Annotated in this window: 17 protein-coding genes and 1 riboswitch; of the genes, 4 read left to right on the forward strand and 13 right to left on the reverse strand. The window is 37.9% G+C overall.

Annotation, left to right across the window (positions count from 1 at the left end; genetic code table 11):
- Positions 1-113: 113 nt before the first annotated feature.
- The 3 genes from gyrB to ABFC98_03855 are packed head-to-tail and all read left to right on the forward strand — an operon-like array spanning position 114 to position 5,209.
- Positions 114-2,012, forward strand: a complete 1,899-nt coding sequence (gene gyrB / locus ABFC98_03845; GenBank protein MEN6445161.1) for a DNA topoisomerase (ATP-hydrolyzing) subunit B — start codon at positions 114-116, stop codon at positions 2,010-2,012.
- A gap of 13 nt (positions 2,013-2,025) precedes the next feature.
- Positions 2,026-4,653, forward strand: a complete 2,628-nt coding sequence (gyrA, locus tag ABFC98_03850) for a DNA gyrase subunit A (protein ID MEN6445162.1) — start codon at positions 2,026-2,028, stop codon at positions 4,651-4,653.
- Complete coding sequence (locus ABFC98_03855) at positions 4,634-5,209, forward strand: hypothetical protein (protein MEN6445163.1); 576 nt, start codon at positions 4,634-4,636, stop codon at positions 5,207-5,209. The genes gyrA and ABFC98_03855 overlap by 20 nt, the downstream gene beginning before the upstream one ends.
- A gap of 20 nt (positions 5,210-5,229) precedes the next feature.
- Here ABFC98_03855 and ABFC98_03860 read toward each other — a convergent pair whose 3' ends face one another.
- The 9 genes from ABFC98_03860 to ABFC98_03900 form a co-directional block, all read right to left on the reverse strand.
- Positions 5,230-6,162, reverse strand: coding sequence for a hypothetical protein (locus ABFC98_03860; protein MEN6445164.1), 933 nt, complete (start codon positions 6,160-6,162; stop codon positions 5,230-5,232).
- Positions 6,159-7,145 (reverse strand): MoxR family ATPase, encoded by a 987-nt coding sequence (locus ABFC98_03865; protein ID MEN6445165.1) that lies wholly within the window; start codon positions 7,143-7,145, stop codon positions 6,159-6,161. The genes ABFC98_03860 and ABFC98_03865 overlap by 4 nt, the downstream gene beginning before the upstream one ends.
- On the reverse strand, positions 7,138-8,142 hold the full coding sequence (locus ABFC98_03870) for a lysylphosphatidylglycerol synthase transmembrane domain-containing protein (protein MEN6445166.1): 1,005 nt from the start codon (positions 8,140-8,142) through the stop codon (positions 7,138-7,140). The genes ABFC98_03865 and ABFC98_03870 overlap by 8 nt, the downstream gene beginning before the upstream one ends.
- Positions 8,142-8,978: a methyltransferase domain-containing protein gene (locus ABFC98_03875; GenBank protein ID MEN6445167.1), complete on the reverse strand. Its 837-nt coding sequence runs from the start codon at positions 8,976-8,978 to the stop codon at positions 8,142-8,144. The genes ABFC98_03870 and ABFC98_03875 overlap by 1 nt, the downstream gene beginning before the upstream one ends.
- Complete coding sequence (locus ABFC98_03880) at positions 8,978-9,961, reverse strand: NAD(P)-dependent oxidoreductase (protein ID MEN6445168.1); 984 nt, start codon at positions 9,959-9,961, stop codon at positions 8,978-8,980. Before ABFC98_03880 ends, ABFC98_03875 begins: the two co-directional genes overlap by 1 nt.
- The gene (locus ABFC98_03885; protein ID MEN6445169.1) at positions 9,954-10,742 is read right to left on the reverse strand and encodes a CpsB/CapC family capsule biosynthesis tyrosine phosphatase; all 789 of its coding nucleotides are present in this window, start codon (positions 10,740-10,742) and stop codon (positions 9,954-9,956) included. Before ABFC98_03885 ends, ABFC98_03880 begins: the two co-directional genes overlap by 8 nt.
- Before the next feature lie 4 nt (positions 10,743-10,746).
- Positions 10,747-11,628: a polyprenyl synthetase family protein gene (locus ABFC98_03890; GenBank protein MEN6445170.1), complete on the reverse strand. Its 882-nt coding sequence runs from the start codon at positions 11,626-11,628 to the stop codon at positions 10,747-10,749.
- Positions 11,629-12,237: 609 nt separating this feature from the next.
- Positions 12,238-14,124, reverse strand: a complete 1,887-nt coding sequence (locus ABFC98_03895) for a TonB-dependent receptor plug domain-containing protein (protein MEN6445171.1) — start codon at positions 14,122-14,124, stop codon at positions 12,238-12,240.
- Positions 14,125-14,159: 35 nt separating this feature from the next.
- Positions 14,160-14,972: a hypothetical protein gene (locus ABFC98_03900; protein MEN6445172.1), complete on the reverse strand. Its 813-nt coding sequence runs from the start codon at positions 14,970-14,972 to the stop codon at positions 14,160-14,162.
- 44 nt (positions 14,973-15,016) lie between these two features.
- A riboswitch (molybdenum cofactor riboswitch) is annotated at positions 15,017-15,138 on the reverse strand.
- 209 nt (positions 15,139-15,347) lie between these two features.
- Here ABFC98_03900 and ABFC98_03905 point away from each other — a divergent pair.
- Positions 15,348-16,253 (forward strand): hypothetical protein, encoded by a 906-nt coding sequence (locus ABFC98_03905; GenBank protein ID MEN6445173.1) that lies wholly within the window; start codon positions 15,348-15,350, stop codon positions 16,251-16,253.
- A 37-nt stretch (positions 16,254-16,290) separates the two neighbouring features.
- On the opposite strand, the gene ABFC98_03910 is transcribed toward ABFC98_03905, so the two are convergent.
- From ABFC98_03910 to ABFC98_03925, 4 genes are all read right to left on the reverse strand, one after another.
- Positions 16,291-17,628 (reverse strand): LPP20 family lipoprotein, encoded by a 1,338-nt coding sequence (locus ABFC98_03910; GenBank protein ID MEN6445174.1) that lies wholly within the window; start codon positions 17,626-17,628, stop codon positions 16,291-16,293.
- A complete protein-coding gene (locus ABFC98_03915) occupies positions 17,628-18,893 on the reverse strand; it encodes a CsgG/HfaB family protein (GenBank protein MEN6445175.1) in 1,266 nt (421 codons plus the stop codon). The genes ABFC98_03910 and ABFC98_03915 overlap by 1 nt, the downstream gene beginning before the upstream one ends.
- A gap of 288 nt (positions 18,894-19,181) precedes the next feature.
- Positions 19,182-22,322, reverse strand: a complete 3,141-nt coding sequence (locus tag ABFC98_03920) for a T9SS type A sorting domain-containing protein (GenBank protein MEN6445176.1) — start codon at positions 22,320-22,322, stop codon at positions 19,182-19,184.
- Positions 22,323-22,795: 473 nt separating this feature from the next.
- A partial coding sequence (locus ABFC98_03925; GenBank protein MEN6445177.1) for an Ig-like domain-containing protein occupies positions 22,796-25,195 on the reverse strand: 2,400 nt, incomplete at its 5' end.

The following is a 25,195-nucleotide window of genomic DNA, read 5'->3' on the forward strand; positions in this document are numbered from 1 at the left end:
ACGCTTATATCATTTAGAATGGCAACAAATTAAGGATCTAAGTTTTATAGCAGATTGATTCTTTCGGGCAAAATCCTTAATTATATTTATAACATATTAGGAGATAATAAATTATGCAAAGTTCAACCTATACTGCAAGCAATATTAAAGTGCTTAAAGGATTGGAAGCAGTCCGAAAACGTCCCGCAATGTATATTGGAGGCACCAGTGAACGCGGTTTACATCATCTTGTTTATGAAGTAGTAGATAATTCTATTGATGAAGCTCTTGCCGGTTTTTGTGATTTAATTATTTGTACTATTACTGCCGAAGGCAATATTAAAGTGGAAGATAACGGACGCGGTATTCCCGTGGATATTCAAAAAGATATGGGTGTGCCAGCGGTTCAAGTGGTTTTAACGGTTCTTCATGCAGGTGGTAAATTTGATGATAAAAGTTATAAAGTTTCCGGGGGTCTGCACGGAGTTGGTGTTTCTGTAGTTAATGCTCTTTCAGAATTTTTGGAAGTGAATATTTTCAAAGATGGCAAAGAATATTATATGCGTTTTGAAAGAGGCATTCCTGTAACCGAATTAAAAGTTTTGGGAGATACGGATAAAACTGGAACGGTAGTAACTTTTCGCCCTGATGCGCAGATATTTGAGACCACTGAATTCAGTTTTGATTATTTAACTACCCGGCTGAGAGAACTGGCTTTTTTAAATAGTGGAGTGCGGATAATTTTAAAAGATGAACGCAGTAGCCGCGTCCATGATTTTAAGTATGATGGCGGCATTAAAAGTTTTGTAGAATACTTAAATCAAAACAAAAAACCGCTTTTCCCCAATCCTGTATATATTTCCAGTATAAAAGAGGGAATGGAATTTGAAGTGGCGCTTCAATATAACGAGGGTTATCAGGAAAACATCTTTAGTTATGCCAACAACATTAATACTACTGAAGGTGGAACTCACTTAAGCGGATTTAAAAGAGGGCTTACCAGTGCAGTGAATGCCTATATAAAAAACACCGATATGCTTAAAAATGAAAAGGTTATACCTTCGGGAGAAGACATTCGAGAAGGTCTTACGGCTGTTATTTCTATCAAGATTACCAATCCTCAATTTGAAGGTCAAACCAAAACAAAACTGCAAAATTCGGAAGTGGAAGGCATTGTTAATAGCGTTGTCTATGAAAAATTGCTTACTTATTTTGAGGAACATCCTGCCGAAGCAAAAAATATAACCCAAAAAAGTATTTTAGCTGCCCGCGGAAGAGAAGCAGCCAGAAAAGCCAGAGAACTAACTCGCAGAAAAACTGTTTTGGAAAGTGGTTCCCTGCCTGGAAAATTGGCAGATTGCACATTAAGCGATCCGGAAAAAACAGAACTCTTTTTAGTGGAAGGTGATTCTGCGGGTGGAAGTGCAAAACAGGGTAGAGATCGTTCTTTTCAGGCAATTTTGCCCTTGTGGGGTAAAATGCTCAATACTGAAAAAGCCCGAATGGACAAGGTCTTGAATAATGACAAAATTCAGCCGATAATTCTGGCTCTGGGAGCAGGAATCGGGCAGGAATTTGATATAAAAAGAATACGCTATCATAAAATAATCATTATGGCTGATGCCGATGTGGACGGTTCACATATTGCCACTTTGCTGATGACCTTTTTCTATCGCTATATGCGTCCCGTGATTGAAGAAGGAAAATTGTATATTGCTATGCCACCTCTTTTTCAGGTTCGCAAAGGAAAACAAAAGGTCTATGTATTTAATGAAGAAGAACGCGATAGAGCAATTAAAGAAATGGGCGAAAAAGGTGTGATCGTTCAACGCTATAAAGGACTCGGTGAAATGAATGCAGAACAGCTTTGGGAAACAACTCTTGATCCGGAAAACCGGAAAATGATTGCCATAAAAATGGATGATGCCATTGAAGCGGATAGAATGTTTACCATTTTGATGGGCGATGAAGTTGAGCCGCGACGCGATTTTATTCAAACTAATGCCCGCTATGTGAAAAATCTGGATGTATAAGGAGCGAAAATAGATGTCTGACCAAACTAATATTATTCCCGTCCAAATAGAAGATCAATTAAAACAAGCATACCTTGATTATTCTATGAGTGTAATTGTATCGCGTGCTTTACCCGATATTCGTGACGGCTTAAAACCTTCCCAACGCAGAATTATTTATGCAATGCATGAACTTAATTTAACACCGGGAGGTCATTTTCGGAAATGTGCCAAGATTGCTGGTGACACAAGTGGTAACTATCATCCTCATGGAGAACAAGTTGTATATCCTACTTTAGTGCGTTTGGCTCAACCTTGGATTATGCGTTATCCTTTAATTGATGGCCAAGGAAACTTTGGATCTATAGATGGAGATCCGCCTGCCGCAATGCGTTATACAGAGGCAAGATTACAAAAAATAACGATGGAAATGCTTGCTGAGCTTGATCAAGAGACAGTTGATTTTAGAAGTAACTATGATGAAACCCGGCAAGAACCAGTGGTTTTTCCTTCCCGTTTTCCTAATTTACTGGTTAATGGTTCTTCTGGAATCGCGGTAGGAATGGCCACTAATATGCCTCCTCATAATATAGGCGAGATCTGCGATGCCCTTATTGCCTTAATTGATAATCCCGATTTACAGCCATTGGATTTATTGCAATATATCAAGGGTCCTGATTTTCCCACCGGTGGTTTTATTTTGGGAACGGAAGGAATTAAAGATTATTTTGAGACCGGAAGAGGACATATAATTCTTCGCGGTGAAGCCGAAATTGAGACACTTCCTAATGATGCAGAACAAGTTATAATTCGTTCCATACCCTATCAACTAAGTACTTCTCTTCTAATTGAAAGAATGGTGGAACTGGTAAAAGAGAAAAAAATTGAAGGGATAAGTGACATTCGTGATGAATCTGGCAGGGATGGAATGCGTTTGGTGGTTCAAGTTAAACGCAATCAAGATGCTCAGGTAGTAAGAAATCTTTTGTATAAATACACTCAGCTGCAATCAACCTTCGGTGTAATAAATCTTTGCTTGATAGATGGCGTTCCGCAAGTTGTTAATATGAAAGATATGTTGCAGAATTTTATTGAATTTCGTCATGAAGTTGTTTTACGCCGCACTCAATTTGAACTTCGCAATGCCAAAGAACGCTTGCATATTTTAGAGGGCTTAAAAATTGCTCTGGATAATCTTGATGCCGTAATAGCTACAATTCGTGCTTCCCAAACGCCTGGGGAAGCCAGTTTGGCACTTCAAGAAAAATTCGGCTTATCCGAAATTCAAGCAAAAGCAATTCTGGATATGCGTTTGCAACGCTTAACCGGTTTGGAAAGAGAAAAGATAGAGACAGAATATCAAGAACTGTTGATAATCATTGCTCGTCTTACGGAATTGGTAGAACATAAAGAACTTAGAATGAATTTAATTAAAGAAGAAACCGCTGAATTGCGTGCTAAATATGCTGATAAACGCTTAACAACTATAAATCCTGCTCCTGCCGGCAGTTTTAATATGGAAGATCTGATTGCTGATGAAACGGTGGTGGTTACAATAACTCACGATGGTTATGTAAAACGCTTGCCCGTAGATACTTATAAGGTTCAAGCAAGAGGCGGAAAAGGTCTAAGTGGATCCAACCTGAAAGAAGAGGACTTCATTCAGTATATTTTTGTAGCCAGCACGCATTCCTATATTTTGCTATTTACCGACCAAGGAATGTGTTATTGGCTGAAAGTGTTTGAAATTCCCGAAGCCAGTAGAACTGCCAGAGGCAAAGCAATCGTTAATTTGGTGAAACTTTCCGAAGGTGACAGAATTAAAGCATTCGTTACTTTGAAGGATTTTCATCCGGATCAGAACATAATTATGTGCACTCGTAACGGATTAGTTAAAAAGACACCTTTAGCTGCATTTTCTCATCCTCGTTCTAATGGTATAAAAGCAATTAAATTGAGGGAAGCAGATGAACTTATTGATGCCCGAATTAGTGAAGCGGGAGATGATATTTTACTGGCAACGCATCAAGGTAAATGCAACCGTTTCAATGAAAATGAAATTCGTTCTGTAAGCAGATTCTCTCAAGGTGTAAGAGGAATCCGTTTGAGAAATGAAGATTATGTTATCTCAATGACAATTGCTACGGCTCAGGATCAATTAGAAAATGGTAATCCCAATGCCTCCACTATTTTAGCCATCAGTGAAAACGGTTTCGGAAAACGCAGTCCTGTATCCAGTTACACATCTACCCGAAGAGGTTCAATGGGTGTTATAACGCTGAAAACAAACAAACGAAACGGCTATCTGGCTTCTTTGATGCTGGTGCGAGATGATGATGATTTGATCATTATTACACAAGGTGGAATGATTATCCGTCAACGCATTTCGGAAATTTCCGTGGTAGGAAGAAATGCTTTGGGTGTTCGTTTAATCAATCTGGCTCCCAATGATTTTGTGCGCGATATTTCTTTGGTTCATTCCGAGCCGGATGAAGAATCCTTAGATAAAGAAGTGGAAAATTTAAAAGCAAATCCAGTTCAGAATTTGGAAGCACTCCCAGAAAGCGAATATGAAGATTCCGCAGAAGAGGAAGAAGAAGAAATTGACGAATTAGTGGAAGCGGAAGAAGATCTTGATAATAATGATGAGGATAATCAATAAACTATTAATTATGATGCTACCGGTAGTAGTTTTACTACTGCCGGTTGCTTGTTCTATCAGTCAATTTATGCCTGCTCCAGGAGTTTTAAGTGAAGATAACTATGCCATAATCCGTTCCGATTCATTATTGATTATTGTGCGTCCTCAAAATTATCCTGGTAGCTATCAGGAAGTAAATAACCGCTTCTTTCCTGTGTTCATCAGTATCAAAAATACCTCCGATCATAAGATTCAAATTAAACAAAATTCTTTCAGCATTCTTTGTAATGAAAAGCAATACGATCCAATTCCAACTGATTATATCTTAGCTGACTTGGAACGCAGAATTATGTTGAATGAAATTAACAGCCCTTTTACTTCTACTTCTGAATTTAGTTTAACCGAGAGAAATAAGGAAAAGGATATGTATTATGAACTGGTTAATAATGAATTTAGTTATGGAGAACTTTTACCGAATGGCAAGAAAGAGGGCTATCTCTTCTATAATCATGATATTGCTTCCGCCAAAAGCTTCACTATTGATATTCTGGGAAACACGATTCCCTTTATAAAGTAAAAATATATCCCGCTTCAAGTTTAGCGGTATTCATAGATCATCCAACCCTCTTTTCCCAAACCTATAAAGATATAGTCGTTAGCCAAGTCCAAATCATAGACAGGAACGGTTAGAAAGATATTATTCAGGTCTTCTGTTTTGAGGGGATTGGTTACATCCATTATTTTTACGCCACCTCGTCCCAAAGCAATAAAAAGGCGGTTATCCTTAATAGCCAAACTGATAATTTCATTAGTCATTCTTATCTGGCTGATCAAAGTTGGTTTTTCCGGATCATAGATATTGAAAGCAAGTAAATTTTTGCCAGCTCCAATCCAGATTGTATCTCCATTTTTAGCTAAACAGGTAGCATCTACAATTTGGTAATTAGTTCCCAAAGAAACAGGATAGGACTGATCCATAATATTCACAGCCACTAAACCGAAATCATTGAGAGCAAAGAGATAGGGATAATTAGCCACGAAATCTTTAATGCCCCATTTCTCGGAAAAAGTAGATAATAATTCACGCGAAGTTCCTCCGCTTAAATTAATGATGTCTATGCCTTTATAACGATCTGCCACATATAAAATGGAGCCCTCACGCGTTAGTTTATCACCTAAGATTGTTTGAGGGAAAAATATGCGGGAACCAGTGTATAAACTATCTACCATCAGAACTTGATTAGTTGGCTCGTGGGAGGCAACAATAACATATTTTCCCGCAAGAGTTTCAATATCTTCAATCGGATTAGGAGAAAAGAAGGCAGCTTCCAGTTTTGGTTGCCAAGGATTAAAAATGGAATAAACCCAAATATAATTTGGATTATTGGTATAAATCAGGTTCTCATCAAAGCGAATGGAAAATGCCTGAGAGTTTTTAATGTAAGCCAATTGATGCAAGAATTTGTTATCTATGGCAAAAACGGACAAACAGATAAGCAGGCATAAAGTGCATAGTATTACCCTTTTCATTTATCCTCCAGTAACCAGTGAATTATTTGTTTTGAGGATATACCTTCTGCCTGAGCTGCAAAGGAAGGTAAAATCCGATGCTGTAAAACATTTATTGCCGATGCTTTTACATCTTCTTCGGCGGGAGTTAACCTACCGTCTAAAGCAGCTCTTGTTTTTGCTGATAAAATTAAATATTGAGAAGCGCGAGGTCCAGCTCCCCAGGCAACCCATTGTTTTATTTCTTTGGAGGCATCTTCAGAATTTGGACGAGATTTTCTAACCAAATTTACAGCATATTTAAGAATATGATCGGTTACGGGAAGAGAACGCACTGCCTGTTGTAAAGTGATTATTTGTTCTCCGGAAAGTTGAGGAGTTATAACAGGCGTATCCAATCCAGTAGTACTTTCAGCGATTTTAAGTTCTTCTTCCAAAGTGGGGTAATCGATATTGATAAAAAACATAAAACGGTCTAATTGTGCTTCCGGTAAAGGATAAGTTCCTTCTTGTTCAATGGGATTTTGAGTTGCCATCACTAAAAATGGCTTACTTAAAGGACGGGTAACAGTTCCACTGGTAACTGCATATTCTTGCATTGCTTGCAATAAGGCAGCTTGTGTTTTAGGAGGGGTTCTATTGATTTCATCCGCCAGAATGATATTGGCAAAGATAGGACCTTTGATATATTCAAACCGTTTCTGAGAAGTCATTGGGTCATTTACCAAAATATCCGTTCCAGTAATATCGGAAGGCATCAAATCGGGAGTAAATTGAATACGGCTGAAGGATAGGGAAAGTGCTTTTGCCAAAGTAGAGATTAACAATGTTTTAGCCAAGCCAGGAACTCCTTCCAATAAAATATGGCCATTGGCAAATAAAGCAATTAGGATATCGGTTAACACTCTGTCCTGTCCAATAATGGCATTATGTATTTCTTTCAGCAGCGTTTCTTTCAAATTTTGCATTGCAGTTATCTGTTTGATCAATTCATCTTCAGTCATCTATTTTTTCTCCTTTAAAAACATTTAAAAAGAGCCCGGGACCAAGTGCAGCGAAAGCAATTATGCCCCCTAAACTCATTAAGGCAGCGGTTAAAATATGTCCAAAAGCCATAATTGCCGAAGCAGTGGTCTTTGTCAATCCAAATCCTATGCTAAAAATAATAATCATCATCCATTCATTACTGCCAAGTTGGGCAGGAGGTTGAGGAATAGCATAAGAGAGATTAATTAAAGTATAGCCAAAAAGAACTAAAGCAAAAGGATACATTATTCCGAAAGCACGAAATAACAAATAAAAATATACTCCGTCCATTAAGACCCCACTTGCAGTGAAAAACAATGCCAAAAGTAACTTGCCAGGATGATGTTCAAAAATATTCAGTTCTTCAATAAACATCTCTATGGCAGGATTAACTTTCACTTTCACATTATGTGGCAGCCAGGAAAAAAGAAAGGTGATAATTTTTACCACTTTTTCTTTATACCGAACAGAAGCAAGTAAAATAGACATTGCTATAATAAATACCAAAGTGAGCAGACAGAGCAAAATAATCATTGCCGTGCTTAGTTCAATCGTCGTGAAAGGCAAAATGACAATAACAAATAGTATTGCCAAGGTATCAAATGCCTTATCTACAAAAACGGAAGGTAGTGCCTTAGCATAAGGGATATTATAATGGCGTTTTATAAACCAACCCCGCGCAAAATCACCCGCCCGGATAGGAATTAAATAGTTTAGTAAGTTGCCAGCCATTGAATACAGCCAGGTCTTAAATATGTTAGGATTTGCCGGAGCCGGAATCAATAAACGCCAACGCAGTGAGCGTAAAAAATAGGCAAAAAGATAGATTAGCGAAGCATAAAGCACCCAAATATAATTCACTTTGGCAATCTGAGCTTGAATTTCACTTAAGGGAGTATAATATAACCAGGCAACAATCAGGACAATACCAATGAGCAACCCGATTATTAAAGTATTGCGGTTTTTCCGTGTCATTAAGTATTATCCGGACTAAAAAGCATATAATAGTGATGTGCCCAATATTTTTTAAAACTGCGGGAAGCTTTTTTTTCTAACCAACCGTAGGAAAGCATTCGGGAAACGAAATCCTCATCTTCTTCTTGATAATAAGATAGGATAGATATAGGTTCCTTTTCTTTTTCGGTAAGTTCTTTTTTTCCTGTCAGGCGGCTGAAAAAAAGTTCTTTTTTCATACCAATGTCAGGCCAGGGAGGGCAATCAATATAATTCTCTTTTTGTAATGTCCATCTATTTTGTTTCATTAAGTATTTAATGGTAGCTATATCAAGAAAAGCAGGATGCAAAAAGGGATATTTAGCTGGTGAATAGTCCTTTATTTGCATTTTGAATCCGATTCCGTCTTGATTGGGAACACAGATTAAAATTGCTTTTTGGCATACTCTGCAAAACTCAGCGATAAAATCTTTAAGATCAGAAACGAACCACATTGCCGAAAAATTGAAACCCAGATCAAAGTGTTTATCAGGATAGTTCAATTTGCGATAATCGGCATTATATTCTATATCTGTATGCAAACGAAGATCCTGCCATAACTCACTGATTTTTTGGATGCGTTCCAGATTATGATCTTCCAAAGATACCTTTATGCCTTGGCGAGCCAAATTGACAAGATTGATGCCACTTATACCGGTAAAACCAAAACAAGGGGTTTCCAGGGCTGTCTGAATATTTAGATTTTCACATATTTCACTTAGTAAAATATTCAGCACGATTCTTTCGTAAGAAGAGCCCAGCCCTTCATCGGGATTATCAAAATATTTTGCCCAGTCGTTAATAATTGGAACAGCCATTAGTGTTTCAGATAGTCCTTGATGGTTATTTCAAATTCAGGAATAGTAAAGTGGGGCTTAATACCCTCTTTATCCATTATTTCATAATAGGCGGTCACATCATAAAACCAGCTTTTGGAGATCAGTTCAAATCGGCTGATCCAAAGTTCATTTTTAAGCAAACGAGAGATTTTTTCGCCCCAAGCGAAGAATCGTCTGTCCCATTTTAGATAGCGAGGGTAATTTTTATTGTGTAACTGGCGGGAGATAAAGTCGATAAGTAATTGTAATTGAACCGGTTCTCTGTCGGCAACGGTCAAAGTTAAACCGCTTTTCCAGTCGTTTAAAGTAAGATAAACAAAAGCTCTTACCAGGGCATCTATATTGCAAAGATGTATCCAGATTGGGCGATTAATGAGCGGAAAGATATATTTATCTACCAGTTTTACCATTTGATAAGGAAAACCGTAATCACCTTCTCCGTAAACAATACTGGGACGCACAATGGCAGCTTTAAGTCCATTCAAAATAGCTCTGTTGATTATCCGTTCCGATTCAATTTTAGTGTAATGATAAAAATTATCAGGATTTCTTTCCGTTTGATGTCCCGCCGGCAATTCTTGTGGAATTGCACCAAAAACACCCACGGATGAACAATAAATTAATTTTGCTTCTTTTGCCAGGCAGTATTCAACCATTTGAGCGGTACTGTAAACATTACTGCGCAAATATGTTTCTTTGGGAAATTTTCTCCCGCCCCGCAAAGCGCCTATGTGCAAAATGGTCTCAAACTCGTTTGTGAAAAGAAATTCTTTTAATAAAGAAGTATCGGCAAGATCCATTTCGATGATCCGCAAAAGATCTCCATATTCTTCATAACGCTTGATTGGCGTGCCCGGACGAACTAAAGCCGTTATGTTCAAATCGGAACTGGATTTTATAAGCTGGTTCAATACATTTCTACCTACGAAACCAGTTATTCCCGTAATCAGTATATTAGTCAAATATCCTCTTTATCCAGTTGCGTTTATGATGATGATGGTGATTGGGACTATATACTTGAACATATTCATAGGGGATATGTTCTCCATTATTAATGCTGGCGGGATACACATAAAAAAGCAGATGAGCAGTATGATTATCTATCATTTCTTCCACTTTTTTCCTTGCTTCAAAATAGATATGATATCTGTCCCGCAAATGATCATCGGAAGCGATAAAATGAGTCCAGCCCTTGGTAACTAAAATCCAAGCGGTGGATTTCACTTTTTCCCCATACAAACCAAGCAAACTGCCAGCGCTGATTTGCATATAAATATTACGATGGATCAGGTCTTCAGCTTTAGATGGTTTTTTCATAATGCTTACATAGCGTTCGGCATGAGCCAAAATGGGTTTATAACCAGCGCGCAAAAGAGGATAAATATTATTGTAAAAATCGTTGGGTAAACCATTCAAGTCACTTTCCAAAAGGACATAAGAACTTTTACCCAAAGTGAGTTCATACTTTTTTATATCGTCCAAAATATCGGGTTGCAAAAATATTTCAAAGCCGGGCTGCAGATCAATATCTATCCCCTTTTCTTTTACCTTAGCTACGATATCATTAAATTTTGCATCATATTCGGAACGCGTATATTGATAGTGACCTTTAAAATAGTGAGCAGTTAAATAAGCTCTGTTTATTCCGCCTTCAGCCATCAGGGAAAGTTGGTTTAATGAATCACTTACAGATTTTGAACCGTCATCAATGTTGGGTAATAAATGCGTATGTATGTCAACCATTTTATCAGGGTAATCTTTCCTTAATCATAGCCACGAATTCCAGCAAAATGGAATTATCGGGATATGGTTTCAGCATTTTAGCCGTGTAATCCAGCATATTTTCCACTGTTTTACGCGCTTTATCAAAACCAAGCAACCCAGTATAGCTTGATTTGGAGACAGGAACATAATCTTCATCCAAACCATCACTACCGCGTGAATAATCTGCTTCAATATCTTCAATCATTTGATAAGCGATACCCAAATTAGTAGCATAAGCAATCATAATTTGATGTGTTTCTTCATCTGCTTTACTTAACAGACAGGCAATATCAGCTGACGCTTGTAGCAAAGAGCCCACTTTTTTAATGTCTATATAATTCAAGGTGTTTATTTTCATCACTTTATGACGACTGGTAAGAGCAACAGCTTGTCCTCCAACCATTCCATAACTTTTAGCTGCATTGGAAAGAATTTGAATGGATTTCATCGCTTGTTCGGGATTTTGAAATTCTCCCAATAATTCAAAAGCAAGAGAATAAAGAGCATCCGCAGCCAAAATAGCTACGGCATTACCATATTTTATATGCAAGGCAGGTTGACCTCTCCGCTGATTTCGGTCCATAACGCTGGGCAAATCATCATGAATTAACCCTCCGTTATGAACTAATTCTATGGCTGCAGCTGCTTTTAAAGCATCGGGGAAAGCGCGATTTTTTTTGAAGCCAGTAAGCATTTCAAACATAGAAAGAAGCAGGATAGGACGCCATCTTTTCCCTCCCGGCATAACTGCTTCGGTCATTGCCTTTTTGAGGTTGGCAGCATATTTATTATCCCAAGACAATACCCTGACAAGTTCTTTGTCTATAAGTTCAAAGCGTGTTTCAAAATACTTTTGTAAAAGCAAATCACTCTCCCTTTCTTTGTCGTTCAATAAAACTAATTTTTCTCTTCACTCTTCCTTCATATAAAATTCCATACTTTTGTCAAGTTTTTTCTCTTTTCGTCAGTTAATAAATGGCCTCTTAATCCAAATTTAAAAAAAGGATGTCAGAATATAAGAGTAAAAACGCAACAGAACACAGGACTAAACAAAATAATTTTCGAGCATAAAGCGTTTGGGTAATTAGTAACAAGGGTAATGAAAAGCTAATTTACAGTTGCTCGCCCCCAGCAATTTCACCTTGCATTGGCGTTACAAATCAGTAACATTTCCGTAGCGAGATAACTGCATTGTTACTGCAGCGTTACTGAGTCGTAAGAGATACCCTTAGGTTACAAACAGTTAGCTAATTAAAGAGTGAGAAATCGGTAAAAAAGGAGTAAGCATTTTTTTCCCTCTGCCTTATTCGTCCCAGCTCTGCAAATGTTTGGATTTATGGCTTTGGAAATGTTTTATATAGGTGGCTTATCATACCCAAAACCACTTTGCTTAATGGACTGGGAGTGGGGGAGATGATGAGTTAGATTAAGTTATCAGCAAGAGAATAAAACAGTTGGTGCTATGCTGTGTCTGCTATATTTTAATTTGCAAACCGAGAGAATAGTTTCTTCCTGGTTCCGGAAATCCGTATTCACATTGATAGTTTTCATCCAGAATGTTTTCCACGCCCAAAGATAATTCAACTTGTTTATAGGGAACGGTTAATAGCAAATTATGCTTCCAATAGACAGCTAAATTATGATATCTACCCTCGTCGTCTTGAGAAAGGCGTTTATCTCTAAAAGAACTGTAGATGTTAAAATTGGCATTATAAGGCAGTTTGAAGCGCTGGGTTAAGTCCACTGAATTTTTGGGCGTTTCCGTTAAATAATAATCACTATTTTCCTGATAGCTGAGATAAGCGTAACTTACACTGGATTGCCAAAATTTTAGCAAAGAGATGTCCATCCCAATTTCTGCGCCTTGTGATTTTACTTTGTAGATATTTTCGTAGCGTCCCCTATATAAATCAATTAGGTCTTTGGTATCATTATAATATACACTGCCGAAAAGGGATAGTTTATTATGCAGCAATGCTTGATTATGACTAAGCTCTATTTTCAAAGAGTTTTGGGGTTTTAAAGCGGGATTGCCCTTACTTTCAGAATAGAGCTGACGCATCGTTGGCTGAGAAGTATTTCGTCCTATGGCAAAAGAGGTCTTACCATTAAAAAAACTGTCGTAGGAAATCCCGATTGCAGGTTCCCATTGTGGATTAAATTCAGTGTGGTATTTATTCAAACCGGCGCTTAATCCCAAGCCAGTAGTCAGCAATAAATCGGGTAAAAGATAGCTTTCATATTGACTGAATAACTGATGTAGATGGACAGGTGAATAAGTCCATTCGAGATATGACCCGTCATCTTTACGCCGATTTATTTGCAATTCATAATTATAACCAAGCTCCAGTTTGCGGTTGTTAGCAAAGGATTTTGTAAAGCGAGAATGAATGCCAAATGCTTGATTGTGCATACTGGAATCTAAAGTATTAGTTTCATACATTGGATCACTATATTCCAAATAGCGGTCTGCACTGTAATCATAAGTAAATTGCAGATTTAAAACGCTGCTTTCTTGCAAGCGAAATTTTGTCCAAACGCCGCTATTATAACGCATCCAATCCTGATATTGTCTATAGCGATGTTCATAAATGGAACTGGGAATATTCTTTTTATCCATTGTGCTATACCCAAAATCGATTCCGATATTATGAAAATTGAGCAAATCACTGGTCAGCGAACCGGAAAGATTGTATAAGCAGTTATCGCTGTTATTGCGAATTCCTCCATTTTCAGAACTGGTGGGGGTAAAATTTTGGGAGAGGACAAATCCGTCTGTTTGTTCCCTGGAAAGGCCGATTCTATAATTCCAGCTATCAAAACTGTGAGCGGATGCAAGGTTTATTTCACAGGTTTGGTTGCGTTTAAAAATGGTGTTCAATTCCAGCCAGTTATTTTTGGGCGGGGCTTTGGTAATAATATTAACTACCCCGCCCATATTATTGGTTCCATATAAAGGAGAAGCTGGACCTTTTAGGATTTGGATTTCTTCAATGTTCAGCAACGAAAGCTTGTTGATATCCACATTACCAAAATAGCCATTATTTAAAGGTCTGCCATCCACCATAATTTTTATTTCATTTTTGCGAAAACCGCGCAAGCGTAAATTGCTTTCATCTTTGCTACCTGTTGTGGCGCTGATACCTACACTGTTTTGCATTGCTTCGCGTAGCGAAAGTGAGGTCTTAACATCCTCACTCTCAATTGTATGCAAAGAACCAATTGCCTCAGACGGTTTTTCTACAACTACATAAACAGTAGGTAGATTATAGGTCTTTAAGGAGTCCTGTTTTGCTGTTCCGAATAAATTTGTGCTCAAATAGCACAAAATAATTAGCGGAAATAATTTCTGCAGTTTCACTCTTAGAAAGGTCTATTAGCTATACTATTTACAATTCAATAATCGGTCAATTCAGTGGCATCGTAGCCGCTAAAACTTTCTGGAACTGTAATGGCGATGTCTTTTTTAGCAAGAGTCGCATTGCCAAAACTAAATTCTTGGGCGCTGGCATTTAATACTTCAATGCTCGCGATCTTCTTAAACTTTTTTAACGATCCGGGCAGCGTATCATTGAGATTGGGAAAAGTTGTTACTTCCGAATTTAGCAAGTAATATCCTTCGTTGATCTGATCAAGCGTATATTCTTTGCTGTAACCATCGATGCTGATTAAACGAATGCTGCTGCTGTCTGAAAAACTAATGCCTTGCAATAAATCGCTTAGTTTAATTGCCTCTTCATCCGTTGCATTCCAATTTTGGATGGTGTGAAGATTTAGACCTCTAAGTTCTATTGTCTTGTCACTTCTGCCACTATTTACTTCAACTTTTCTATATAAATTGAATTGGACGGTATTTTTTACTTTAAAGGCACCTGGAAGACCCAGTTCAGATGAAAACCAAGTCCGATTGTCATCACCAGGAACAATATAACCCTCTTTAAATATATTCCAAGTTAAATCGTATCCGGCATTAGAAGAATTACGAGGACTGTAACCATCACTGGCATAAATTTCGTAACAAAATAAATCCCGAAAATTCAAAGTGTCAGAGGCACTGGGATCAACTAAGTCACGCAAAACAGTATTGGAAATGAATTGATCCAGTTTGTAACCGTAAACATTAACCTCGGTGGGGTTGTCATCCTTTTCACTGCAAGCAAACATAAACAGGGTAAGGATAGCGATTAAAATAACGCTAAATTTTTTCATTTTTTTCCTCCATATTAAACTATAGAGGCAGACAGGGATGAAGTTTTTTATTTCCACTGTTGCCTTTCCAAATACGGGAGGCATAAATGTTTCCATTTATACCCTATGGTGCATTTCCATACTTTTATGAAGCTAAAGGAAAATACACTCGGCATATTTTCACTAAAATCAAAGCAATAATATTTGTCAACTCCAACTTTGATATTTTTCACGCAGATTACGCTGATTGCGCAGATTATAAACTATTCAAAATATCCTTTATATCATTTCTTTACAGTTAGTTATGTTCAATTGATTCATTCAAGGATTTTTGCGTATTTGGATTTTTTCCATTTTGCGCTATTATATCTATAAAAACCACAAAAAGGATGAACAATGCGAAAATACCCGTTAATAGTCATTTTACTAATGCTTCTGGTAGAGCTTTCTGCCTTTGATATCTATTTGCCAGAGGGAAAATTACTATCCATAAACAAAGAGCAATTACAGCAAGAAAAAATGGTACCCTTCAATACTGTTAGGGATAAGGATGGCTCTCAAAAAGAAGAAAACTGGCAAGGCATATCCTTAATTCCTTGGCTAAATTCCCTCACCAACATCCCCTGGCAAAATTTGCAAATTGAAAGCAAAGACAACTATTCTTTAACTTTTCACCGTTTGGAACTAAACGAAAACAACGCATATTTAGCAATGCTGCAAGATGGGGAAGAGCTATCTGAATATAATATGCGCTTGATATTCACTAATTACAGGGAAAATGCTTGGATGCGCAATATTAAATGTTTACGGCTTTTAGATTACATTGCGGTTCCCAAACCCAGACAAATATTCTTTTGGGATCAGAGCTTTGCCAAAAATGGAATTGATTTTAGTTCTGGCTCTGTTCCTATTGGCGATTTGATGCCTAAATGCTTTTTTCAAGAGAGCGGCGACATTGTTTTTGTGGATGAACAGTTTCGTAAACTATGCTTAAATTATCCTCGTGAACTAAAAAGTGTCTTTTTGCACATTGATGCAAAAGAAAATTATACTTTGGTTCCGGACCAGGACTCACATCTTAAAATATCACCCGAGACCGACTTATCTCAAATTATTTATGTTCAGTGTGGCCAGGTGGCTTATGTTAAAGAGAATTATGTTCAAGAGATCAGGCAAATGGCAAAAGTCCTAAATTGGGATTGGGAAAGTGATTCTTTTTATCTAATCAAAGCCAGCAAAGAAGAAATAAAAGCAGGCGAAAAGCCAAAGGGGATAAACGCTGATTGCTGGCTGGAATTTTAAAAACTTCTGCACTCCCACACTCCCGCGCTCCTGCACTTTAATACATAATATATTGTTGCACAAGCATAAACATAACTTTATCGCAAAGTTCATTTACTGCATCGAGTTCATTTTTGCCTTTAGCGATATCTGGGGTAACTGCCACACTTTTAATTCCAGTTAAATTTGTGTTGTAAACACTTTTTCCTGTGTGGGAGTCGATCAATTCAATATAGGCATCGGCGACGGCTGAATATTGTTTTAGCAAAGGCAGAAATTCACTATTGCGAGTTATGATGTTCACTTTAAAGGTATAATCACTCTCATTTTGGTTGGTTGAAACTTCCAAATCCAAGTCCTGCAGTTTTTTTAGCAAAATATTGCGATAGTCAGTCCCGGAAGTATTATTAAAACTATATTGCACAAATGCTTTAGGACGATGCACATTCAGTTTTAAAGTGGCAGGTAAAAATGGGAGATTGCCAAACATCGTTTTAACGATAGGATTTTCTATGCTCGTCAGCCAAAAATCCTTATCCGGTTTGGCTTCTATAAATTGAGGAGTGCTGAATGATGTTATGCGGTTTAGGATCAATTCTGCTTTTCCATTTTCATCCGTTAAGCCCTTAGCAACAATTTCGCCTTTACCACTCAAAAAATTGAAACATACTGGAAAATTATTTACCGGTATTTCTTTGCCTGCCTGTTGATAGTTAACGAAAACAGCAATGCTTTTTCTATCTCTTTGTTTGGCTATAAGATCAATTTCTTTTTTCGCATATTTTATTTGCACTGTTTCGGTTAAATGGTTCAGACGAAAGAAAAGTTCATTATAGAGATTAATCTGCTTATTCCGATAATTCGTGGTCAAATCCATATCGGTATAATCCACAATCAGTTCCAGTCCTTTTAAGAGAGCTGATATGCCGGAAGTTAAATTGGCTTGAGAGAGATCAAATTCGTTTAGTAAATTGAGTGCCTGAGCCACTGCTTGATCACATTGATTTTTGCGCCAGGCATAATATTCGCTTTTGGAAAGTCGGTAATAAGCCCAAAAGTCATTTTTGGTTTCATAAGTGCCTACCAGTTGTAGGTCTCTAATTTTATTATTACTGGAACTGCGGATGTTGCTGATTAATTCTGAAGAAGGAATTCCATTGGCTTCCGTTTCCGTTAAAGCAATGTCAGAATCAATCTGAACGCTGATTTGAGTGGATATCTCACGAATGGCATCATTTCTGGCTAATTCTTTATAGTTGGGCGCTTTCTTAGGAATTTTTACCACCGCGCTATAATAGCCATTGTCAAAGGGTTGTTGCAAAGTCCATTCTGGTTGTTTTTTGGCTACGCTGCAGGAGGAAAGTAACAATAGCAGAATATATAAACAGCGCTTCATTAGCTTAAATATCCGCAAAGCTTATTGGCTATGTCATTTCCGGTTTGTTTAAGCGCCTCTTTAACCATTTCATTTAGCGAAGGCGGAAAGGGTTCTGCTTTTTCCATCTGTTTTTTTATGTTGTTACTTAAGGCACGCTCATCTCCGGAAATTTTCCTTGCCCAGGTATCGCTCCAAGCATTTTTAATTTCCACGGTTTCTTGCTGTTTAATTTTTCCGGTTTCCACTTCTAAAAGGCAATAGGAAGTGGAAATGCTAACATTTGCCGTTTTAGTGAATTTACGATAGCGGCAAAAGACCTTTCCCTTAATTTCGCGTTCCTGAGTATTGCCATCTTCATCTGTATATTCTTCGGTGCGGATTACAACTTCGGTTTCGTCTTCACTGGTAACGCTAACGGTCCGTTCAGGAGTAGCATTTATTTGTAAAATGCGTCCGGTTAATATTTCATCGGCGCCTAAAATTTGTCCCAAGCGAAATGAACCTTCATTATTAGTTAAACCGGAAGCGGTAAGCTGTTGTTCTTTCATAACTGCTTCCAGTTGGGTTCTATCTATAATTTCCACGAACTCAGTGTTGGCGGAGGACAATAACAAAGAGACAATTTGATCGGTTAAAATATCACTGACGGCTCCATATATGCCAGAAGTATTGCTTTTATCTTCAAAAGTAGTTATGGCTATTCTTTTAAGGGCAAGTTTACGGCTTTGTTCATATCTTAAAGCGGCATCTTGATAGTTGGGAATAAGTTTCAGCGCTTCTTTAAATTCCAGTGCGGCTTTCTTTTGCGTATCTTTAGCATTGTTCATTTTGGCATATAAAATGCCTGTTTGATAATGTGCCTCAGCGGCATTTTCTTGGCTTTGTTTTATTTCAGCGGCATAATCAGGAATGTCAATTACAACTTTATAACCAGTATAGGGATTTATTAAAGGAGGCAGCGATTGGATTTGCTCCGCCAGATTTTGCAGCGAAGTATATTCCAGGTAAATTTGTTCCCACTTATTTGTGTCGTTGCTTTGCATCAGTTTTTCAATCTTTCTCTGTTGCGCCAAACGATAATTTTGCCAGGACTGCACTAAAAGTTCTTGGGTTTTAGGATTATCCGTTTTTTTGCTTAATGCTCTCATTGCTTCCTGAGTGGCAATTTCATAATTTCCCTTATCATAATTCTTTTGTGCTTTTTTAGCTAACCGCGCATTGGAAGAGCAAGCGCTGATTATCAATAAACAACAAAGAAGAACGGGAAAAAGCCATTTTTTCATTAAAACTCCCCAATTCATCGTTTATAATATCCAAAAAGCTACTATGTATGCAGAAGGGTTTATGTCAAGCGGATTTTAAGCGTTGTTGCGATAGAAATATGATAGTTATGTAATTTGGGCTTGATAGACCTAAAATGGATTTAGCCCAGAATAAAGGATCCGTTTTTATTTTTTCTGCAATCGCCCACAGCCCTTTGCGCCTTATAACTTGTTTAGTTATTTATCGTTATGCAGGCGCAATGGACTCTGGACTTAAAAGTATTTTTCAGTTATATTATCATTGGCAGATCATTTCACGATAGCCACTTTACGAGTATAGATATTAGACCCAACTTGTAACCTGATGAAATAGATGCCATTGCTTAAACACCTATTGTTATAATCAGTTGCATTCCAAATATAGGAATAAGTGCCTTTATCATAATATCCGTTTATCGGTTCACAAACCTTTTGTCCCCGGTTATTATAGACAGTGGCTTTAACGGTAGCTGGTTCCAAAACTCCAAAACGAATAGTGGTTTCGGGATTGAAAGGATTGGGATAAATACTGTTTATTCCTTCCACAATAGGAACTTCCATTCCACCAATACCTGGCTGGTAATTTAATTCCCTTGGTCCGTAATAAGTGCTGCTGGCATTTAACTCCATACATTCCAGCCAATAATAATAAGTTCCGGCAGATTCAATTTCTTTATCTGTATAAACATAATATTTGGGCTCGGAAGTATTGGTTGCAGGAATAAAAACTCCCAAATCCGTGGCTAAAGCAAAGTCAGCTGAAGTTCCCCGATAAAGACGAAAACCCGATAGTTCCGTTTCACTTTGCGTTACCCACATAATTTGCACATAATTGTTGGAAGTAACATTTACAATAAAGGATGAAAGCTCCACGGGCAGAGTTTGATTTGGATTAGAAAGAGTAAAATCAAAATAAACGATGCCACTCATATCGGGACTTTGCAAGCCATCTGCAACTATATATTTCGTATCTCCTGACCCCTGAACAGGGTATTCACCTTTCAAATACCAACCCTTAGTAGCATTATTTCTCAACCACAATCTTAAGTTACTGGAGTTTGTTAAAGAAGACGGAAAATACATAGTTGCCTGAAATACATCAGTTACAAAACCGGAAGTGTACCAGGTGACAGCTAAACTGTGGTTACTCCCTACAGTATTAATATCCTCAGTAAACCTGATGTTCATTGAATAAAATATTGCATTATCTGATTTAATATCGGCATTTTTGAATTTATATATTATCTTATGGGAATTCATATTCAAACCACCGTGATCAAAAGCTAAATTCGTAACTATAACATCATTTGGCAAGTTAACCGTAGAATTATCATTGGCAAGATTAATTCTTAAAGTATTCACTTCAGAGGGTAAACTTGCTATACTTTGTGAAGTTACAGAGACAATAGAATTTGAACCCGTTTGTGAAGGGGAACCACTTCCATTGTAAATGAATTGCGGAGTTCCACTTCCTGGAGCATAAGAATTAATAGTTAAATTACAACTACCAAGTTGTATCCAACCATTGTCAAAATGTAAATTACTACAGCTCTCATTATCCGTTAGAGTTACTATATGCCCGGCTTCTATATAAACTTTAGTTGCACTGGAAGTTGGTTTTGCTGTTGCATCATTCCAGTAAGTTCCATCCCTTGAGGACTTCCAGGTTGTAGTTCCTGTCCATCTACCGCTAACCCATTTATTAACTGTTACCCAATTTCCACTTGCGATACTGGCAAAATAGTCCTCTGGTTTTGTAGCAGTAGGCATTTCATCTAAAGCAGCAGTGGAAACTGATTCACCACTTACAGAATAGAGCCGCACAAAATATCTGGTGCTGGAGGTTAAATTTGTTACAGTAACTGAGTTCCCTCCAGGTTCAGTAATATTAGGGTTATTGTAAATGCAATAGAATCCCGATGATCCAAGTTGAGTCCCTTTACTATTCCAATTATTACTGGCTGTGTATTCAGTTGATGTAGGGTCAGCCGGTTCTGCATTAGTATCTTGTTTCATAAAAGCTAAAAAAGATACATTATCTTGTCCAGTCCAAGTAAGCGTAAACGCGCTACTTCCAACATCCGAAAATGTTAAATTAGCGGGAGGAGTATTAGGTAAAGTTTGTTTTGTAGCAGAAGCAGGGGACGGCATATAGATATAGGTATTGGTTACATCACTGTAATTATATTCCATCACTTCCACAGTGTAAGTTGTATTTTGAGATAGCCCGGTAACAGTTACGCTGTTTCCAGTGCCTTTATAAATGCAGTAATATCCGGTTGAACCAATTTGAGAACCAGGATCCTGCCAATTAGTACTGGCTGTATAAAAAACACCATTGGCAGCGTCAACTGGAGTATTTTCAACTTCACCTACTTTTTGTTTCATAAACATTATGCGTTGGGCAGCGCTTCCAGCTGTGCAACTTACCGTAAATCTATTTGGTCCAACATCCGAAAAAGTAACACCTGAAGCTTGAGTATTGGGGCTACGCAAAGTGATGTTCACATCATCAATATGGATATCTGCATTTCCACTTTCCAGATAGAATCTGATATAGACATTAGTGTAAGTAGTGTTGTGAACATCGACAGAGTAAAACTTAAAACTGCTGGTAAGGGGATTGGAAGTACCATTAGAATATGTTGTTATATCATTCCAATTGGATTCAAGCGAAGGATCGGTACTATATTGAATTTTAAAAGAATATGAATGCCCGGTATTTTCCAAAGCAAAGAAAGTGATTAATCCAGGTGTATTAACTTTCCTGGTATAAGCATAGTCGTTAGCGGAATCAAGCTCAAGAGAATAACCCCCGGAATAGGCAGGAGAATTTCTGGTAGCACCAGAAAATGTCCAACCGCTGGGGGGCCAGGTTCCATCAAAATTTTCGCTTACAATTACATATTCCAGATATTGAGTACCACCAGCGGAAGCAGAACCACCTTTATAAAAAGTTTCAGTAAAGATAATATTATCCGTTGAGATAGCAGAAACGAATAGAGTATGGTTTGGAATTAATGTCTGCCCAATATCAGCCGTAATCCAGAAATAGTGATTTCCATTACCTAAAGTTTTATTTAAACCAGAAAAAGTATGTGAACCATTTCCTAAACTCGAAGTTAATGTTGAAATGTTTGTTGCACTGGTAAAGGTGTTAGCAGTATTATACCAAAGCTGTAGTTTAGTTAGTTCATCGGCAGTATAAGTACCATTGGTAGTAAAAGCTACACTTGATAAAGTCCCTCCTCCTCCAGTCATTTTAATTTGGAAAGTGAAGAGGCGTTTTTTAGTTAATCCTGCATTAGCAACTGCTTCTCCAATTTGTGCGGGAGAGGATAATTCAGCGTTTTGTGCATATCCTAAGACGGAAACGAGAAATAGTATAAATATAAAAAGTGTCTTTTTCATTTTTAGCTCCTTATCTGCTTATTCAAATGGAAAAGCTGTTAAGCAATAAGCAGTAATAATATTTTATCTATGCTCTAATAAGATAATCGATATTAAATATAAAGCAAATTCTTTTTTGCGTTTTGAGCAAATTATTTTGCGGACTATGAAGTAACACATAGGCAGATATGAAGATAGGAGATAAAAAATATTTTGCATTTATGCGCTACACTCCAAAGTTTAGTTTTGGCTTTAGCTCTAATGCTCTTAGATAAAAAAATAAATTGGGAAGTTACAATCTCATTTTAGTTTAGGAGAGAATGCCACAAGCAACATAACGCTATGCAGGAGATAATAAACTCGTAACCTTCCCGTATCGTGATATGGGATGGTTACGGGAAACTTACGAGTTGGTTAAACGGAACGAGTAAGCAACAAAAAACCCGGCAGAAAACCGGGCTTAAGTAAAAATATGGGATGGGTTAATGTTTTATTTATTTTTCGGCAGTCACTTTGAAGAAGCGTTTAGAGCCGAGTTCAGACAAATTCAGAATCAGTTGTCGGTTGGATGCAGGCACGGTTTGCAAGAGAACAAAAGTTCCATAAGGGTCGTCACTGGCGTAAATTTTATAATTGGTAATGGTGATGGGAGTTTGAGATACAGATAGGGTAACGGCATCCCAGCTAAGGAGATAGCTGTTCTCAACGGACTGTAAGATTACATTTTGGGGAGCAAGAGGCGTTTCGTCAATTACATAAAGAGAGAAAACATCGCTGCTGTCAATGAGAGAACCGGAAAGCATAATTAACCGGATAGCGTAGTGACCCCAGGTTTCAAAAACGGTATGCAAATCCCATTCGCTGCAAACAGGCAAACCGTTAACAAGCCAGATAGCGTTACTTTCGGTTGTGTTATGTCCGAGGGAAGTATTGATAAAATCCAAGGGCTGTCCGCTATGGACAGGATTTTCCGGAGTAGAAAAACAAGCGCTATGTGAATAATGGTAACAACCAATGTCGGCAATGCTGCCATCTGGGTCTGGATCTGTTTCCGGACTGCCAGCATCAATACAAGGACTGGTGTAAAGCAAATGAAAGTCACGCTCTATGGCATTGGCAAAATGGGGATTAGCATTGATGTTACCTATTCCGGGATAGACCATAGTGCCATAGTTGACATCATTGTAAACGGCATTTACAGTTCCTTCTTGGCAAACGAAAGGAGCGCTGATGGGGGCATTGCTCCAAGCGATATTATTGCTAAAGTTTAGCTGAGCGGAATTAACCAGGGCGATATTTGGGTAGCCATAAATGGTATTATTTTGGTAAGTAAAAGCGGGAATAGCGTTAATGGATAATGCCAAATAATTCAGCAGGTCTGGAGGGGGAATTTGAAGATCATCCACTACAAAAAGATTGCGCTTTAGATAGGTAAAAACCGAGCTGAAATTTTGCAGTCCGATTTGGCAATTCAAAATCAGAGAATTCTGCATATCCAAATTTCCTCCGCCATTAACCTGGATGCCTATTGCGGCATTTTCGATTTTAGCGTCTCTTAAAATAGAATTTGCATTGCCGTTAATTAAAATCCCAATGCCATAATGCGATATTTCCACATTACTAATGTTGGCAGAGGTATTGCCTGTTAGAGTGATTCCCGTTCCGTTGATTAAGGAAGTATTGTCTATGGGCGCTATCTGGACAGAATGGATGATAGGATTGCAATTCTGAACTGAAATCGGATTTAGAGCATTCAGGATTGCACAATTGGCAATATTGCTTTCCGTTCCCATACCCGTGGTTCTGGAAATTGTTAAGCCACTCCAAAGCAAATCTGCAAAACCAGGCATAAAAGTGACATTTTGAGCGGAAATGGAACCATAAACATTGATCGGTTCATCATTCCAGATTTTAACCACCACTCCTGGCTCGATGGTGATATGTTGAGTGGAAGCTATCATTATTGGTTCCACAAGATGATAGGGAGAATTTGCTGAAGTCCAGTTGGCAGGTATATTATCTTTATCTACGATGAACCCGTCGGAGATATTTAACGAAACATTTATGAAGACAGAATCGCTGCTTTGGCAGATGCCGTCAAACACATTGAAAATAATTGTTTCGGTTCCAAACCAATTATGAGTTGCACTGAGGTTAACCTGCGAGCCATCAATAGTTGCCATAACATTATTAGCTCCGCTACAGGTAATAATTAAGGGGTCATTATCCGCATCGCTTACATAAGTGGTAAAATCCATTGTTAATGTTGCATTGACGGCAAAAGAAAAGCTCGCTGGCAAATTAATGACAGGGGGATGATTAACAGGCAAAACAGTCAAATGAACATTAAGTATAGTAAGCGGATTAGTGGGATCATTGGAATTGATGCTTAACTGGGCATCGAACGATCCAGCAGATATTGCTTGCGCTGAAAAAATAACATTTATTGTGGCAGTTCCGTTTACGGGAATTTCTCCTTGGCTTGGTTCAATGGAAAGCCAGGAGATGGTAGGACGGGTTTGGTTTAAGATAAATTGGTCATTACGGTTACCCGTTTCGAGATTGATGCTAAAAGATAAAGGTAATCCACCGGTATTGGATATAGTGAAAGTTTTGGTAGAATCGGTTTGAGCATATATAGTAGCTGTTAATTCATTGATGTTAACGGCAATTTCAGGGGGAACATAAGCGCTGCCGGAAACTTGAATGTTAACAAGTGGATTGTTTGTGGCATTACTGGAAATTGTTACAGCTCCATCAAAACTTCCTGCTGAAGGGGAAGAAAAAATTAGCGCATAATTTTGGGTGGCTCCAGCAACAATAGTAATATCAAAAGTATTGCGGTTTAAAGCACTTTTTTCTGCATTCAGCGAATTATTCCTGGTGCTTTCGGA

The organism is Candidatus Cloacimonas sp. (genome assembly GCA_039680785.1).
Lineage (GTDB): Bacteria > Cloacimonadota > Cloacimonadia > Cloacimonadales > Cloacimonadaceae > Cloacimonas.